The organism is Streptomyces sp. NPDC028991 (assembly GCF_055564775.1).
In genome coordinates this window covers 333,556-348,174 of the sequence record NZ_JBVHVP010000006.1, presented here as the reverse complement: position 1 = coordinate 348,174, position 14,619 = coordinate 333,556, and the positions used below count along the sequence as shown (strand labels likewise).

General features: G+C 70.9%; 14 protein-coding genes. 5 read left to right on the top strand and 9 right to left on the bottom strand.

Annotation, left to right across the window (positions count from 1 at the left end):
- Window positions 1–117 precede the first annotated feature (117 nt).
- Window positions 118–789 (bottom strand): response regulator, encoded by a 672-nt coding sequence (locus ACZ4V1_RS16580; protein WP_468335667.1) that lies wholly within the window; start codon window positions 787–789, stop codon window positions 118–120.
- A complete protein-coding gene (locus tag ACZ4V1_RS16575; protein WP_468335665.1) occupies window positions 786–2,045 on the bottom strand; it encodes a sensor histidine kinase in 1,260 nt (419 codons plus the stop codon). Before ACZ4V1_RS16575 ends, ACZ4V1_RS16580 begins: the two co-directional genes overlap by 4 nt.
- Window positions 2,046–2,139: 94 nt before the next feature.
- Between ACZ4V1_RS16575 and ACZ4V1_RS16570 the strand changes: the two genes are divergently transcribed.
- A complete protein-coding gene (locus ACZ4V1_RS16570; protein WP_468335662.1) occupies window positions 2,140–2,700 on the top strand; it encodes a GNAT family N-acetyltransferase in 561 nt (186 codons plus the stop codon).
- A gap of 70 nt (window positions 2,701–2,770) precedes the next feature.
- Here ACZ4V1_RS16570 and ACZ4V1_RS16565 read toward each other — a convergent pair whose 3' ends face one another.
- The 6 genes from ACZ4V1_RS16565 to ACZ4V1_RS16540 form a co-directional block, all read right to left on the bottom strand.
- The gene (locus tag ACZ4V1_RS16565) at window positions 2,771–4,324 is read right to left on the bottom strand and encodes a type IV secretory system conjugative DNA transfer family protein (RefSeq protein ID WP_468335659.1); all 1,554 of its coding nucleotides are present in this window, start codon (window positions 4,322–4,324) and stop codon (window positions 2,771–2,773) included.
- 23 nt (window positions 4,325–4,347) lie between these two features.
- Window positions 4,348–5,760, bottom strand: coding sequence for an ATP-binding protein (locus ACZ4V1_RS16560; protein WP_468335656.1), 1,413 nt, complete (start codon window positions 5,758–5,760; stop codon window positions 4,348–4,350).
- Window positions 5,761–5,772: 12 nt separating this feature from the next.
- Entirely contained in the window at window positions 5,773–7,332 is a 1,560-nt protein-coding gene (locus tag ACZ4V1_RS16555) for an SCO6880 family protein (protein ID WP_468335653.1), read from the bottom strand.
- Window positions 7,329–8,678: a hypothetical protein gene (locus ACZ4V1_RS16550; protein WP_468335650.1), complete on the bottom strand. Its 1,350-nt coding sequence runs from the start codon at window positions 8,676–8,678 to the stop codon at window positions 7,329–7,331. Before ACZ4V1_RS16550 ends, ACZ4V1_RS16555 begins: the two co-directional genes overlap by 4 nt.
- A complete protein-coding gene (locus ACZ4V1_RS16545) occupies window positions 8,668–9,480 on the bottom strand; it encodes a DUF8175 domain-containg protein (RefSeq protein WP_468335647.1) in 813 nt (270 codons plus the stop codon). The genes ACZ4V1_RS16550 and ACZ4V1_RS16545 overlap by 11 nt, the downstream gene beginning before the upstream one ends.
- Window positions 9,481–9,646: 166 nt before the next feature.
- Complete coding sequence (locus ACZ4V1_RS16540) at window positions 9,647–9,955, bottom strand: hypothetical protein (RefSeq protein ID WP_055417641.1); 309 nt, start codon at window positions 9,953–9,955, stop codon at window positions 9,647–9,649.
- Window positions 9,956–10,543: 588 nt separating this feature from the next.
- Between ACZ4V1_RS16540 and ACZ4V1_RS16535 the strand changes: the two genes are divergently transcribed.
- The 4 genes from ACZ4V1_RS16535 to ACZ4V1_RS16520 all read left to right on the top strand — a co-directional run bounded on the left by ACZ4V1_RS16535 (window position 10,544) and on the right by ACZ4V1_RS16520 (window position 14,031).
- Window positions 10,544–11,563 (top strand): C40 family peptidase, encoded by a 1,020-nt coding sequence (locus tag ACZ4V1_RS16535; RefSeq protein WP_468335723.1) that lies wholly within the window; start codon window positions 10,544–10,546, stop codon window positions 11,561–11,563.
- A gap of 236 nt (window positions 11,564–11,799) precedes the next feature.
- A complete protein-coding gene (locus ACZ4V1_RS16530) occupies window positions 11,800–12,510 on the top strand; it encodes a phosphatase PAP2 family protein (RefSeq protein ID WP_468335644.1) in 711 nt (236 codons plus the stop codon).
- Between the two features lie 289 nt (window positions 12,511–12,799).
- Window positions 12,800–13,744, top strand: coding sequence for an SCO4651 family lipoprotein (locus tag ACZ4V1_RS16525; RefSeq protein ID WP_468335641.1), 945 nt, complete (start codon window positions 12,800–12,802; stop codon window positions 13,742–13,744).
- Between the two features lie 68 nt (window positions 13,745–13,812).
- On the top strand, window positions 13,813–14,031 hold the full coding sequence (locus tag ACZ4V1_RS16520) for a hypothetical protein (RefSeq protein WP_468335638.1): 219 nt from the start codon (window positions 13,813–13,815) through the stop codon (window positions 14,029–14,031).
- A 145-nt stretch (window positions 14,032–14,176) separates the two neighbouring features.
- Here ACZ4V1_RS16520 and ACZ4V1_RS16515 read toward each other — a convergent pair whose 3' ends face one another.
- On the bottom strand, window positions 14,177–14,554 hold the full coding sequence (locus tag ACZ4V1_RS16515) for a metal-sensitive transcriptional regulator (protein ID WP_468335635.1): 378 nt from the start codon (window positions 14,552–14,554) through the stop codon (window positions 14,177–14,179).
- Window positions 14,555–14,619 lie beyond the last annotated feature (65 nt).

Below are 14,619 nucleotides of genomic sequence, written 5' to 3'. Positions count from 1 at the left end.
ACTGCAGGGGGGACCCTGTGGGAGAGTAGGACGCCGCCGAACAATCATTGCGAGGAAACCCCGCACCGGGAACGGTGCGGGGTTTTCTGCGTTTCCGGCCCCCTTTTTTTAGGTCTGTCAGGTCGGCTTTACCAGCCCCGTGTCGTACGCCAGGATCACGGCCTGCACGCGGTCCCGTGAGCCGGTCTTGGCCAGGACGCGGCCCACGTGGGTCTTCACCGTCGACTCGGCGAGGTGGAGGCGTTCGGCTATCTCCGTATTGGTCCAGCCCTGGCCCAGGACTCTGAGGATTTCGGTCTCGCGTTCGGTGAGAGAGGCCAGGCGCGGGTCCGGGGAGTCGTCGTGCGGCTCGGCGGCCGGTGCCGGCAGATGGTGGGCGTATGCGTCGAGCAGACGGCGGGTCAGGCTCGGGGCCACCACCGCGTCGCCCGTGGCCACCGCGCGGATGCCGGAGAGCAGCTCCTCCGGCTGGGCGTCCTTGACGAGGAATCCGGAGGCTCCGGCGCGCAGGCCGGCGTAGGCGTACTCGTCGAGGTCGAAGGTCGTGAGGATGAGAACCCGGGTGCGGCCGCCGCCCGCGACGATGCGGCGGGTCGCCTCGATGCCGTCCAGGCCGGGCATGCGGACGTCCATGAGGGCGACGTCGGGGTGGAGTTCGGCGGTCATACGGGCCGCTTCGGCGCCGTTGGCCGCCTCACCCACGACCGTCATGTCGTCCTGGCTCTCCAGGAGCATCCGGAAGCCGAAGCGCTGGAGCGGCTGGTCGTCGGCGATGAGGACGGTGGTCACTGCGGGGGTTCCTCCGGTAGGTGCAGGTGTACGCGCCAGCCCCGTTCGGGGCGTGGCCGCGGGCCGGCCTCGAGTGTGCCGCCGTACAGGGACGTTCGCTCGCGCATTCCGGGCAGGCCACGGCCGCCGGAGGGGGCGGTCGCCGGTCCGCCGTGGCCGGTGTCGGTGACGGTGAGGGCGACGGCGCCGCCGGGCTCGTAGGAGAGGGCGATGTGTGCGGTGGCGTCGGGACCGGCGTGTTTGAGGGTGTTGGTGAGTGCCTCCTGGACGACGCGGTAGACCGTGAGCTGGCGGCCCTCCGGGAGCGTGGGGTGGCCCTTGACGGTCGTACGGACGGGGAGGCCGGCCTTGCGGACACCGTCGAGGAGTCGGTCGAGGTCGGTGAGGGCGGGTTGCGGGGCAAGTTCGGCAGGGGTCCCCGACTGCTCGTCGTCGCGCAGGACGTCGAGGAGGCGGCGGAGTTCGCCCAGGGCCTGGCGGCTGGTGGTGCCGATGGCGTCCAGGGCCTGCGCGGCGCGTTCGGGGGACTTGGCGGCGGCGTAGCGCCCGCCGTCGGCGAGGCCGGTGATGACGGAGAGGTTGTGGCCGATGATGTCGTGCATCTCGCGCGCTATGCGGGCGCGTTCGGCGGCGGCGGCGAGCCGGAGCTGCTGGTCGCGTTCCGTTTCCAGGCGGCGGGTGCGGTCCTCCAGGACCTCGGTGTAGTTGCGCCGGGTGCGGACGGTGATGCCGATGAGGGTCGCCGTGCCGATGGCGAGGAGCTGCGAGCCGACCTGCTGGTTCCAGGAGCCCGCGCTGTCTCCGTAGCGGGCCACCGTGACGCAGGTCGGGGCGATCACCAGGGCCACCGCCCACCACAGGTTGCGCAGGGGCAGGCGCAGCGCGATGTGGTGGACGAGGAGCAGCTGGAGCAGGGCTGCCTGGAGGGCGGCTCCCGACCACGCGCTCACCAGGGCCGCTGGCAGCGTGAGCAGGAGGGCGGCTCGCGGGTGGCTGCGGCGCCAGAGGAGGGGGACGGAGAGGGCGAGGCTCAGGATGACGATGAGGCCGCCGGGGAGGTCGGGGCGGTGGGCGACGTTGCGCCATCCGCCGGAGGCGTCGATGAGGGCGGCCGTCACCCAGAAGCCGGTGAGGGGCAGGTCCCACACGAGTGGATGGCGTCGGTCGGCGGCGCGGAATCGCCGGGTGACGCGTTGGACGTACTCGGTGAGAGGTTCGGCCGCGCGTTCTGCCGGCGCGGGTTTCACGGGCTCCATCCGACTATGGTCGGGGGTCCGGGCGGGGCGGGCGTCCGCCCGGGGGCCGTATATCGGGTGAGGGGCGTAGTACCCGGGTATTACGGTGGCCCGCATGACTGCCTCGGTCCCCGGTGACTACGTGATCCGCTCCATACGTGCCGACGAGTGGCCGGCCGTGAAGGAGCTGCGGTTGCGTGCGCTGCGGGACCCGGTCGCGCGTCTCGCGTACCTGGAGACGTACGACGACGCGGCGGCCCGGCCGGACTCCTACTGGCAGGAGCGGGCGGCCGGTGCTGCCGAGGGCGCGTCCGGGGCGCGGCAGATCGTGGCTGAGGGGCCGGGGGGCCGGTGGCTCGGGACACTGACCGTGTTGGTGGAGGAGGCCGGGACGACGGACTGGGCCGGGTTTCCGGTGGAGCGTCGGCAGGGACACGTGGTCGGTGTGTTCGTACGGCCCGAGTGGCGGGGGAGCGGGCTGACCAAGGCGCTGTTCGACGCCGGGCTGGAGTGGGCGTGGGCGAGTGGCCTGGAGCGGGTGCGGCTCATCGTGCATCCGGACAACGGGCGGGCGCGGGGTTCGTACCGGAAGGCGGGGTTCGCGCCGAGCGGGCGGACGGTGCCGCTGGTGGGCGGGCCCGGTGACCACGAGCTGGAGTACGTGCTCGAGCGCTGACGCGGTGCCGGACCGGCGGACCCGGCGGACCCGGCGGGCCCGGCGGACAGGCGTTACCGGCGGACCGGCCCTAGACCGGGAGCTCGTCGTGGGGCCAGCGGGAGCGGCCCTGTTCGCGGGACCGGAGCAGTGCCAGGGCCGGCATGCCCCGGTCCGCTCCGGTCGCCAGCAGTTCGGGGAGCTGGGGGAGCGGAGCCACGGCCGCGACGTCGTCCAGGACGAGCGTCATTGGTGGGTCGAGGCGACCGGAGGATGACCGTTCGGCCATGCGCCGGCCGCGCTCGACCACGCTTGAGACGAGCGCCGTCAGCAGCGGCATCGCGCCCGGGCTCGTACGGGGGTCCTCGATGGATTCACCCACCACGTAAAGGGTTCCCTGTTCGGCGATGAAGGAATCCAAGGCGAGGGCATCAGTTCGGTTGGGAGTGCACGCCTCACGGATGTTCACCGTCGAGAGGGTGGCCAGGGCCCGGGTGGTCAGCTGCTGGGCCATGTCCCGGCGGTCGGGGTGGGCGGTGAGGGCACCTTCGAGTTCGCCCGCGGAGCCCGCGGCGGCTTTGGGGTTGGTACGGAGGACGCGTACGGCGTCCTGGATCTGGAGTCCCTGGGACCAGCGGTGGACGTGGCGGACGGTGCGGCCGTCGATGGCGGCGGCGTGCAGGTAGCTGCGCAGCAGGAGTTCGGCGGTGTCGCCGACCGCCTGGTCGAGCCGCGCGGTGGGGCGGACCGGGGTGAGGAGGGCGGCCGCTCTGGTCGTGGCCGTCTGTCTGTCCTCGCAGCCGGCGGTGGGGGACCAGTGGACACGGGCCGGGGTGTCGCAGAGATGGTTCGGGTCGTAGAGGTGGACGGGGCCGAGTTTCGCCCGGGCGTCCTTGGTGTCCGCCCAGAGGGCCGGGTTGGACGTGATGACGAGGGCGGGGCCCTCCGCGTCGCGTACCGCGCGTACGGCGGTCGAGTGGCGGGCGTCCGGCGGGCCGTAGTGAACGGCGCCTTCGGCGCGGCTTGCCGGCCATCCGGCCGTCCGGGCGGCGTCGGCCGCAGCGGCCAAGGGCACTTGCTCCGGCGGCGTCTCCTGCTGCGGGGCCCTCGGGGTCGGCACCTCGTGCACGTGGGACGGGGACGGCCGGGGCTCCGGCGCCGGTTCGGGCTGCGGGGCCGGACCGGCCTGCCGGCGGGGTTCGGGCTGCGGGCGGGGTTCGGGCTGCGGGGCCGGTTCCGGGCTGTGTACGTCCGCCCTCGGTTGCCGTACTCGCCGACCCCGCCGTACTGCCCGCCACCGGGCCGCCGTGCCCATCACGAACACGGTCAGGACCGTCAGCACCATCATCTGGCCGATGAACAGCCCCCAGAACAGCCCGTACCCGGAGAGTGCCGCCTCGGGGGTGTCCGGCCAGGCGCCGGGGATGTCGTGGGGTTCGGAGATCAGGTGGCGCATGGCCATGGGGGTGCCGGTGAAGGTGACGCCGGAGGGCCAGGAGCCGTGGGCGAAGAGCGCGGACAGGCCGGTCGCCGTCCACACCAGCAGGGTCATGCCGAGGAGGAAGGCGAGTATGCCGAGCAGCAGGCTGTCGGGGATGCCGCCCTGCTGGGCCGGCCGCTGGCCGCGGCGGTCGTCCGGTCTCATGCCTCCGGTCCCTCCCCGTCTTCCTACGCCACCGTCGATTCGGACGGGTCGCCGATGTGCTGTTCCACGAAGGCCGCCGCCCTCTCCTCGGCCTCCAGTTCGGCGGCGCGCAGGGCGTCGTCGCCCAGGTCGGCGGAGGACTCGGTCATCGCGCGGTCGGTGAAGACCAGGGGGCGTTCGGTCTCGGTGATCAGGTGTTTGACCACCTGCACGTTGCCGTTGACGTCCCACACCGCGATGCCGGGTGTGAGGGACGGGATGATTTCGACCGCCCAGCGTGGCAGGCCCAGGACGCGCCCCGTGGCCCGTGCCTCGTCGGCCTTCTGGGCGTAGATGGTCCGGGTGGAGGCCATTTTCAGGATGGCCGCGGCTTCTCTGGCCGCCGCCCCGTCGACGACGTCCGACAGGTGGTGCACCACCGCCACGAACGACAGACCCAGCCGGCGCCCGAACTTCAGCAGCCGCTGGAACAGCTGCGCCACGAAGGGGCTGTTGATGATGTGCCAGGCCTCCTCGACCAGGAAGATGCGCTTCTTCCGGTCGGGCCGGATCCAGGTGTGCTCCAGCCAGACCCCCACGATGGCCATGAGGATCGGCATGGCGATGGAATTGCGGTCGATGTGGGAGAGGTCGAAGACGGTGAGCGGGGCGTCCAGGTCGATGCCGACCGTGGTCGGGCCGTCGAACATGCCGCGCAGGTCACCGTCGACGAGCCGGTCGAGGACGAGTGCCACGTCCAGGCCCCACGCCCGTACGTCGTCTATGGCGACGTTCATCGCCTCGGCCGACTCCGGCTCGGGGTGGCGGAGCTGCTCGACGATGTCGGTGAGGACGGGCTGGCGTTCGACGATGGTCTCGTTGACGTAGGCGTGCGCGACCTTGAGCGCGAAGCCGGAGCGCTCGTCCAGGCCGTGCCCCATCGCGACCTCGATGATCGTGCGGAGCAGGGCCAGCTGCCCGGTCGTGGTGATCGCCGGGTCCAGTGGGTTGAGCCGGATGCCGTGGTCCAGGGCGGCCATCGGGTCCAGCCGGATGGGAGTTATGCCCAGCTCCTCGGCGATGAGGTTCCACTCGCCGACGCCGTCCTCGCCCTGCGCGTCCAGGACGACGACCTGGCGGTCGCGGAAGCGGAGCTGGCGCAGGACGTACGTCTTCTCCAGCGCCGACTTGCCGTTGCCGGACTCGCCGAGCACCAGCCAGTGGGGGGCGGGGAGCTGCTGGCCGTACAGCTGGAAGGGGTCGTAGATGTAGCCCTTGCCGGAGTAGACCTCGCGGCCGATGATCACGCCGGAGTCGCCGAGGCCGGGGGCGGCGGTGGGGAGGTAGACGGCCTGCGCCTGGCCCGTGGAGGTGCGGGCCGGCAGGCGGGTCGTCTCCACCTTCCCGAAGAGGAAGGAGGTGAAGGCGTCGGTGAGGACGGACATCGGGTCCCGCATCAGGCTCAGCCCCTACCTTCGGATGCCGGTGGCGAACGGAAGTGTGTTCACGAAGGCGCGGTGGTGCTCACGGTCGCACCACTCCAGCTTCAGGTACGACTTTCCCGCCGAGGCCCTTATCGTCCGCTTGTCGCGGGCCAGTGCCTCGGGGGAGCGGGAGGAGACGGTGATGTAGCCGACCAGGTTGACGCCGGCCGCGCCGCTGGCGAGGTCCTCGCCCCGCTGGTCCAGCCGGCCGTGGGCGGCGATGTCGCGGGGATCGACGGTGCGGTTCATCTTGGCGGCGCGGGAGGCCTCGGCCTCGTCGTTCGTCTTCTCGGTCAGCATGCGTTCGATGGCGACCTCGGTGGGTTCGAGGTCCATCGTCACGGCGACCGTGCGGATGACGTCCGGGGTGTGGACGAGGAGCGGCGCGAGGAAGTTCACGCCGACCGGGGTCATCGGCCACTCCTTGACCCAGGCGGTGGCGTGGCACCAGGGGGCGCGGGTGGAGGACTCCCGGGTCTTGGCCTGGAGGTAGGTGGGCTCCATGGCGTCCAGTTCGGCCGGCCAGGCGTTGCGCTTGGTCATCGCCTGGATGTGGTCGATGGGGTGGTCCGGGTCGTACATGGCGTGGATGAGGGAGGCGAGCCGGCCCTGCCCCAGCGGCTGGCGGACGCGGATGTCGGCTTCCTGGAGGCGGGAGCAGATGTCGGTCAGCTCGCGGGCCATGACGACCGCGAGGCCCGCGTCCCGGTCCAGCTTGCGCCCGTTCTGCGGCCGGGCGGCGCGGGCCATGGCGTTGGCCTCGGCGGCGAGCTCCCGGGTGTAGTGCATGCAGGCGACGAGGTAGGCGCGGTGCTGCTCGCTGCTGGTGGACACCATGGACTGGAGCTGGTCGTACGACTGCCGCAGCCACGGCGGCGCCTTCTCGTCGCCGCGCTGGGCGACGTCCTTGGCGTGCGCGTCGGGGTCGGCCGGGAGGGTGCGGGCGAGCATCTGGATGCGGGTGACGAAGCCGTCGCCGTTGGCCACGTGCTTGAGCAGGGTGCCGAAGCGGTCGACGAGGGCTTCCTGGTCCTCCGAGTCGCGCAGGCCGACGCCGGGGCCCTCGATCTCGATCGCGGCGGTGACGGTTCTGCGGTCGGCGTGCAGCAGTACGGCGATCTCGTCCGGCCCGAACGGCGCCGCCAGCCAGTTGATGCGGCCGATGCCGGGCGGCGGGCCGACCTCGACCTCCCGCCCGTCGATCCTGGTGCCGGCCTCGACGACGCCGGAGCGGTAGGTGGTGCCGCGGCGGAGCGTCCGCTTGTAGCTGCGGTTGATCTCGAACCACTTGTAGAACGTCCGGTGCTTGTACGGCACGTAGACGGCCGCCAGCGCGAGCATGGGGAAGCCGCAGAGCAGGACGATGCGCAGGGTCAGGACGGGGACGAGGAGCCCGCACATCATGCCGAGGAACGCGCCCACGACGATCAGCGCGATCTCACCGGTCTCGCGGTTGCGGCCGACGATCGCGTTCGGCCGGGCGCGGCCGATCAGATACGTACGGCGGGGCGTGACCGGATGGGACACGTGGGACTCGGTCGTCAACGCCCGTCACCTCCTGTGCTCTTACTAGTGCCGCTGTTGCGGTTGTTGCCGGCGTGGGGCGTGTTCACCGGGCTGCCGGAGCGCGGTGCGGGTGCGGCGGAGGGGACAGTTCCGCCGCCGCCGTTCGAGGGGCGCGAGCTGTGCGCGGCGACTCCGCCGGAGGCGGGGTTCGAGGGGCGGGGGGTGGCGGAGGACCCGGCCTGGCCGCCGCCTCCGCCGTCGCCGTTGTGGCGGGTGCTGTGGGTTCTGATGCCCTGCGCGACCAGGTTCGCCGGGGAGCTGATCACGGCGGCGGCCTTGCCTTCGGCGCCCTGCATGATGCGGTTGTTGCGGCTGTTCGCGATCTCGTCGCCGAAGCCGGGGACGAAGCGGTAGATCATCGCGGACGCGAAGATGGCGAGCAGGATGATGGCGAGGCCGGAGACGATGGCGGCGACGGAGTCGGGGCCGTCCTCCGCGGTCAGCGCGCCCGCCAGGCCCAGCACGATGACGATCACGGGCTTGACCATGATCACCGCGATCATGATGCCCGCCCAGCGGCGGACGTGGCCCCACAGGTTCTTGTCGACCAGGCCGGCGTAGACGACGACACCGAGCAGCGCGCCGACGTAGAGCAGGACGGCCCGCAGATACAGCTCCAGGTAGAGCACGCCCGCGGCGATGATCGACACGAACGACACCAGGATCAGCATGATGGGGCCGCCGCCGATGTCGTCGCCCTGCTTCAGCGCTTGGGAGAACGTGCCGAAGAAGGCGTCCGTCTGGTCCCCGGTGCCCTTGGCCAGGACGTCGGTCACGGCGTCGGTGGCGGAGACGACCGTGTAGAGGATCAGCGGCGTGAACGCCGACGCGAGGACGGTGAGCCAGAGGAACCCGACGGCTTCGGAGAGCGCGGTGGTGAAGGGGACGCCGCGGACGGCGCGCTTGGTGACCGCCAGCAGCCACAGGATCAGTGTCAGGATCGCCGATGCCCCGAAGACGACGGCGTACTGCTTGAGGAACGTGCCGTTCGTGAAGTCGACTTCGGCGGTGCTCTTCACGGCGTCACTGAGGGTGTCGACGGTCCAGGCGGCGGCGTCGGCACAGCCCTTGGCGAGGGACGAGAGGGGGTCGAGGGTGGTGGTGGGGTCGTCGAGGGTCCCGGTACCGCCTCCGGTGCCTCCTGAGGATTCGCCGCGTTCGCAGTAGTCCTTGGCGGGGCCGACGATGAGATCACAGTTGTCATCCGACGGGGTCGGTGACGGCGTGGGCGCGGCGGTGGCACGGGTCGCCAGTAGCACGACCGTGGCCTGTACAGCGGTCAGAACAGCGGCGGCCTTGAGTACGCGGTGCCGACTAGCGGGCATACGTGAACCCTCCGTACTCCTGGACGGCCTTGGACATCTCGTCGGCACTGGAGGCCTTGTTGTCTCCGGGGACAGGCGCGGGCCCGTCCTCCTGGGAGAAGCTCTCGACCTTCCAGTCGTTGTCCACCCAACGCAGTTGCAGGGTCATGGTGAACCAGTCGCTGCTGACGGGATCGGTGGTCTTCTCACCCGCTGTGCCGAACACGCCTGTGCACCAGACGTTCACGGTCGTCGCGGTGTCGGAGTACTGCGTGGTCTTGGTCCCGATCGGCATGGTGCGTGAGACGTAGGCGCTGCCGCCCGTGGCGTTGCCGTTCTCGTCCAGGCCGATGGTGCTCAAGAATTCCTTGCTGTACGCCTTGTCGAACTTGTCCAGCAGGGCGGCCTGCTTGTCGGCAACAAAGACCTGCTGGACAATCTCGGCTCTCCGGGCCGGCTTGAGGATGTCGGCTGACACGAGAGCCACCGCGTAGTTCGCCGCCGCGCTCTGTGCCCCCTGCTCGTCCCGGGCGAAGCCCGCCCGTACCGGCTGCTTCCCCGACGGTGCCGTCGCCGACGTCTTCGGCTTGTCCGCGGCCGTGTCGTTCGAGGCTGCGGAATCGTCTCCTCCACGGTTCGCGAAGGCGATCGCGGCGATGAGGAGGACGACGACGCCCACCACGGTGACCAGGCCGCGGGACGACGAGCGGCCGCCGCGCCGGGGGCCGCCGTAGCCGTCGTCGCCCCCGTCGGGCAGCCGGGTCCGAGTCTGGCCGGTGCCGCCGTAGCCGTCGCCGGACTGGTGGTCGTCTCCGAGACTCATGCCGTGTACGCCCCCTCGACGTCGTGCCTGCCGTAGAAGTACGACGGTAGCCGCGCTGGTTCCCGCGCGGGCGCGGTGTGGTGACTCGACATCAGGGAAACGCAACCTCAGCCGGTTGGCACGACGGGCGGGTGGGATGGGTGGGGAGTGGAAATCGCGCGTCGGGCTACACGGCCATCCCGTACACGATGGTGAAGAGCGTGCCGAGGGAGCCGATGATGAACACGCCCGTCAGGCCCGCGATGATGAGGCCCTTGCCCTGCTCCGCGCTGAAGGTGTCGCGGAGCGCGGTGGCGCCGATGCGCTGCTTGGCGGCGCCCCAGATGGCGATCCCGAGGCAGAGCAGGATCGCGACGGCCATCACCACCTCGATCATGATCTTGGCCTCGTTGCCCAGGCTGCCGAAGGGGCCCCAGTCCGGAGCGATCCCCCCGATGATGGTGTTGATGTCTCCCTCGTCGGCCGCAAAGAGCATGTAAGTCACCGCCCCTGTTGGGTAGTTCCGCGCCCTCTGCGGACGTGCAGAGGTCAGGCCTCATTGTCGCCGACAATGGTGCCGTCGTATGTCGACTTGGCGTCATTGATTGGCGGGTTTCGTACGAATAGCTTGCCACCGGTCCGCATCGGGCCCTAACAGGGTGGCGCGGACCGGTGTGTAAAGAGTCGTATGGTCACTCTGTGTATCACGTCCCGTTACACCGGGCAATGAGGCTGGAGCGCAACCTGTCGTGCTGCTGCGTCGTTGGGCCCTTCTGCGAAGCGATCGAGCTCGCCCGCCTTCGCGTCGGGGCCGAACCCTTCCCACTTCTGACGTTCCGTCGTGACGGCGGTTCCCGGGGTGGTCGTGTCGTGCACGCGGACGGGGACGTCGGCGTCATCCCCGTGAGTGACGGTCGCCTGGACGCCGCGGCCGGTCGGGTGCTCGGCTCCGGTGCGGGCGGCTGCGCCGGCCTCCATGCGGGCGAGGAGTCCCGGTACTTGTCCGGCCCGCCCCGGGGAATCGCGTGGCCGAGCCCGGAAGATGGCGCGACATGGCCGGAAAGTGTTATTGAACGGCCTGGACGTGGGGGAGGGTTGGGTCATGCGCAAGATGTGGGTCGGTGCCGGTGTCACGGTGGCTCTCGGGATGGGCTTCGTGATGCTGCTCGTCGTGGGTGTCTACGTCGTCGCCGGGAACCTGACCGGCGGTGCGGGGGGCGGGAGCAAGAAGCTCGCCAAGGGATCGGTGCCCGCGGCGTACCAGCCGCTCGTGCAGAAGTGGGGCAATCTCTGCCCCGCCATCAACCCCGCGCTGCTCGCCGCCCAGCTCTACCAGGAGAGCGGCTTCAACCCGAGGGCGCAGAGCCACGCGGCGGCGCAGGGCATAGCGCAGTTCATCCCCGGGACGTGGGCCACCCACGGGATCGACGGGGACGGGGACGGCGACCGGGACGTGTGGGATCCGAAGGACGCCATCCCGTCGGCGGCGTCGTACGACTGCTCCCTGGCGTCGTACGTGAAGGACGTGCCGGGGGATCCGACCAAGAACATGCTGGCCTCGTACAACGCCGGGGCCTACGCGGTGATCAAGTACCAGGGTGTGCCGCCTTACAAGGAGACACAGAACTACGTCGAGGTGATCACGACGCTCGAGAAGAGCTTCGCCGCGCCCACCACCCGGGTCGATCCCTCCGAGCAGGCCGCCGGCGCGATCGCCTACGCGCAGAAGAAGCTCGGCACGCTCTATCTGTGGGGCGGGAACGGGACGGCCGAGCAGGGCGGGCGGTTCGACTGTTCGGGGCTGACCAAGGCGGCGTACGAGAGTGTGGGGATCGAGCTGCCGCGGGTCGCCAACGACCAGTACAACGCGGGGCCGCATCCTTCGCGGGACGAGTTGCTGCCCGGCGACCTGGTGTTCTTCTCGGACGATCTCACCAACTCCCGGGCCATCCGGCATGTGGGGATCTACGTCGGCGGCGGGTACATGATCGACGCCCCGCGGACGGGTGCCGTGATCCGGTTCGACCCGATCGACACCCCTGACTACTTCGGGGCCACCCGGGTGACCGAGGATGGCGCGAAAGCGTTGCCCACGACGGTGTGAATGCCATGGTTTGAACGCAGTGTGAACCCATGCCCTGAGCTGCGACGACGTGTTTCTCTTCGATAACGTCTGCGTGATCATTCGGTGGAGCGTGGAACGTATCAACGGGGGCCGTGCGTTCCTGTTGACGTGTAGGTGTGCGGGACGAGAGGAACCGGCGGATCTACGACCACGGGGGTGGCAGAAGAGGCGTGCGCTCGGTGCGCCGGAGGACATGACGAAGGGGCCGCAGCACCATGGCTGGACTCGCAGAATCCGGGTCGAACCCCGACGTCGAGCTGCTCTACGACATCAACGGCCTGGCCAAGGACGCACCGCACTGGTTCGACCGGGTCATGGAGTTCGTGGGCGAGTACGGACTGCTGTTCGCGATCGTGCTGCTGGTGCTGTGGTGCTGGTGGTCCGTACGGCGGCGCGGCGGTGAGGACGCGGCCTCGAGCGTGGCGGCACTGGTGTGGGCGCCGCTCGCGGCCGGTGTCGCGGTGCTGGTCAACGTGCCGATACGGGGTTTCGTCGAGCGGCCGCGGCCGTTCAAGTCCCATGACGGGCTGGAAGTGCTGGTCGCCGGCAAGGACGACTTCTCCTTCGTGAGCGACCACGCCACGCTCTGCATGGCCCTGGCCGTCGCCCTGTTCGTCGCCAACCGGAAGTTCGGGATCGCCGCGATCGTGCTGGCGGTGTTCGGCGGGTTCATCCGTGTCTACATGGGCGTGCACTACCCGACCGACGTCGTGGGTGGCTTCGCCCTCGGTACGGCGGTCGCGCTGCTGCTGTCGCCGGTCGCCATGGCCCTGCTGACGCCACTGGCCCGCGCCGTCGAACGGTCGCCCCGGGCGGGGTGGCTGGTCGGCGCGCGGGGGCGAGGCGGTGCCGCCGGGAGTGGCGCCGTGATCCCGGAGGCGCGCAAGGAGAGCGCCGAGACGGGGGAGCGGGATCTCGCCGCCTGAGGCTGCCCGCCGAGCCTTCGCAGGGCGTGGGGTCAGGTCACCGCGTGGGTCTTCGCGTCCGTGCGGGCCTGGCTTCTCGCCCTGCGGGCCGGGCCTCGCCAGCCGCAGCTGCAGCGGGCCAGGCAAAAGGGGCCCTGTTCGACCGTCGTCGTGAGATGTTCCGGGACTTCCTGGGGAGCTTCCAGACCTTCCTGCTGCGCCACGCCCACAACGTTACCGGGGTCACCTGCCCCTCGTTAACCGGGACGGCAGGGGGTCCGGAACGCGCGTGACGGCTGGGTAGGTGGCGATGGACGGGTGGGAGAGGGAGCCGCGGAGTAGGAGGGTGGGCAGGGGCCTCGTCCTCGCCGGGGGCCTGGTCTGCGTGTGTCTGGCCGGAAGCGGGTGCTTCGGGCGGGGGGCCGCCGTTCCTGGGGCGGGCGGCGGGGATCCGGTCGCCGTACTGCACCGGACCGCCGACCGGCTGGTGGCCGCCGGGAGCGCCAAGGCGCGTACCGCGATGGAGATGGCCAGCGGCGGGACACGGGTGACCATCCGGGGCGAGGGTGTGTACGACTTCGAGGGGCGGCTCGGGCGGCTGAAGGTCCGGCTCCCGCAGGACCCGGCGGGGTCGAGCGAACACCGGCCGATCACCGAACTGCTCGCACCCGGCGCACTGTTCATGAAGAACCGGGGAGTCGGCGTGCCCGACGACAAGTGGGTGCGGGTCGAGACCGCCTCACTGTCCGACGGGAACCTGGTGACCGGCGGGGCGACGGACCCCTTCGCCGCCGCCGAGGTGCTGCGCGGGACGCGGACGGCGACGTACGTGGGGCGGACGGAGGTCGCGGGAACCGCGGTGCGCCACTACCGGGGGACCGCCGATCTCGCGCGGGCGGCGCGGGGCGCGTCGGACGGGAACAGGCAGGCGCTGGCAGCGGCGGCCGAGGGGTTCGCCACCGCCGAGGTGCCGTTCGACGCCTACCTCGACGACGAGGGCCGTATCCGCAAGGTCCGGCACCGCTTCAGCTTCGCCAACGGGCAGGCCGAGGGCACCGTCGCCGTCGCCTCGACGACACTGCTCTACGACTTCGGCACCGCCGTCCGCGTACGGCTGCCCGAGGAACGGGACATCTACGCCGGCAGGATCGCGGCGGAGCCGACGGAGCCGGGGGAGCCTGAGGATCCGAAGGGGTCGGGGGATCCGAAGGGGCCGGGGGAGGCGTCGGGCGAGGGACCGGGCGGCAAGAACTAGCCCTTCCGTGCCATGCGCGGTGTGTAGGCCGCTCCCTACTCTAGGAAGTCGGTGACGGCAGAGACGAGGTGACGCGCGTGGCTCCGGTCGGCGGTACGGCGGTTCAGGACCACGTGGCCCTCGCCGAGATCGAGCTGTGCGGCGAGCTGATCATCGCGGCGTCGGCAGCCCGGGAGCGGCTCAGCATGGAGAGCATCGACGAGGTGCTGCGGGTGGCCGAGGAGCGTGGAGCGAGGGGCCGGGCCGAAGGGGCAGGCGGCAGGGGCCGGGACCGGGGCCGGCCGTAGGGGTGGCCGGACCTCTGGCGGTGGGCCGCACCCTTGGCGGTGGGCCGCACCCTTGGCGGTGGGCCGCACCCTTGGCGGTGGGCCGCGGCCCCGGCGGTAGGCCGGGTCTACCGGTGGCCGGCGGGCCCGGTCCACGGGTTCGGGGTCAGGTGCGCAGCAGGCGGCCGATCGCCTTCGTCGCCTCCTCCACCTTCGCGTCGACCTCGGCGCCGCCCTTGACGGCCGCGTCGGCGACGCAGTGGCGCAGGTGCTCCTCCAGGAGTTGCAGCGCGAAGGACTGGAGGGCCTTGGTGGAGGCGGAGACCTGGGTGAGTATGTCGATGCAGTAGACGTCCTCGTCGACCATCCGCTGCAGGCCGCGGATCTGGCCCTCGATGCGGCGCAGGCGCTTGAGGTGCTCGTCCTTCTGTTTGTGGTAGCCGTGCACACCGCGGTCGTGGTCGGTCACGACGTCCGTGCCGTCCGTCTCCACCGCGTCCACGGTGGGGGAGGGCGCACCTGCGCCGGCCTCAGTGGTCGTCATCGCGTCCTCCTGTTGTGGGGCAGAGTGGGTAGGGCGGGCAGTGTCCGGGGTGGTGCCCGGGGCAG

Bases quoted from the DNA above. Each gene is read 5' to 3' on its own strand.
- ACZ4V1_RS16570 (WP_468335662.1), top strand. From the start codon at position 2,140: ATGACTGCCTCGGTCCCCGGTGACTACGTGATCCGCTCCATACGTGCC.
- ACZ4V1_RS16560 (WP_468335656.1), bottom strand. From the start codon at position 5,760: ATGCGGGACCCGATGTCCGTCCTCACCGACGCCTTCACCTCCTTCCTC.
- ACZ4V1_RS16530 (WP_468335644.1), top strand. From the start codon at position 11,800: ATGGCTGGACTCGCAGAATCCGGGTCGAACCCCGACGTCGAGCTGCTC.
- ACZ4V1_RS16515 (WP_468335635.1), bottom strand. From the start codon at position 14,554: ATGACGACCACTGAGGCCGGCGCAGGTGCGCCCTCCCCCACCGTGGAC.
- ACZ4V1_RS16540 (WP_055417641.1), bottom strand. From the start codon at position 9,955: ATGCTCTTTGCGGCCGACGAGGGAGACATCAACACCATCATCGGGGGG.
- ACZ4V1_RS16565 (WP_468335659.1), bottom strand. From the start codon at position 4,324: ATGAGACCGGACGACCGCCGCGGCCAGCGGCCGGCCCAGCAGGGCGGC.
- ACZ4V1_RS16545 (WP_468335647.1), bottom strand. From the start codon at position 9,480: ATGAGTCTCGGAGACGACCACCAGTCCGGCGACGGCTACGGCGGCACC.
- ACZ4V1_RS16550 (WP_468335650.1), bottom strand. From the start codon at position 8,678: ATGCCCGCTAGTCGGCACCGCGTACTCAAGGCCGCCGCTGTTCTGACC.
- ACZ4V1_RS16525 (WP_468335641.1), top strand. From the start codon at position 12,800: ATGGACGGGTGGGAGAGGGAGCCGCGGAGTAGGAGGGTGGGCAGGGGC.
- ACZ4V1_RS16575 (WP_468335665.1), bottom strand. From the start codon at position 2,045: ATGGAGCCCGTGAAACCCGCGCCGGCAGAACGCGCGGCCGAACCTCTC.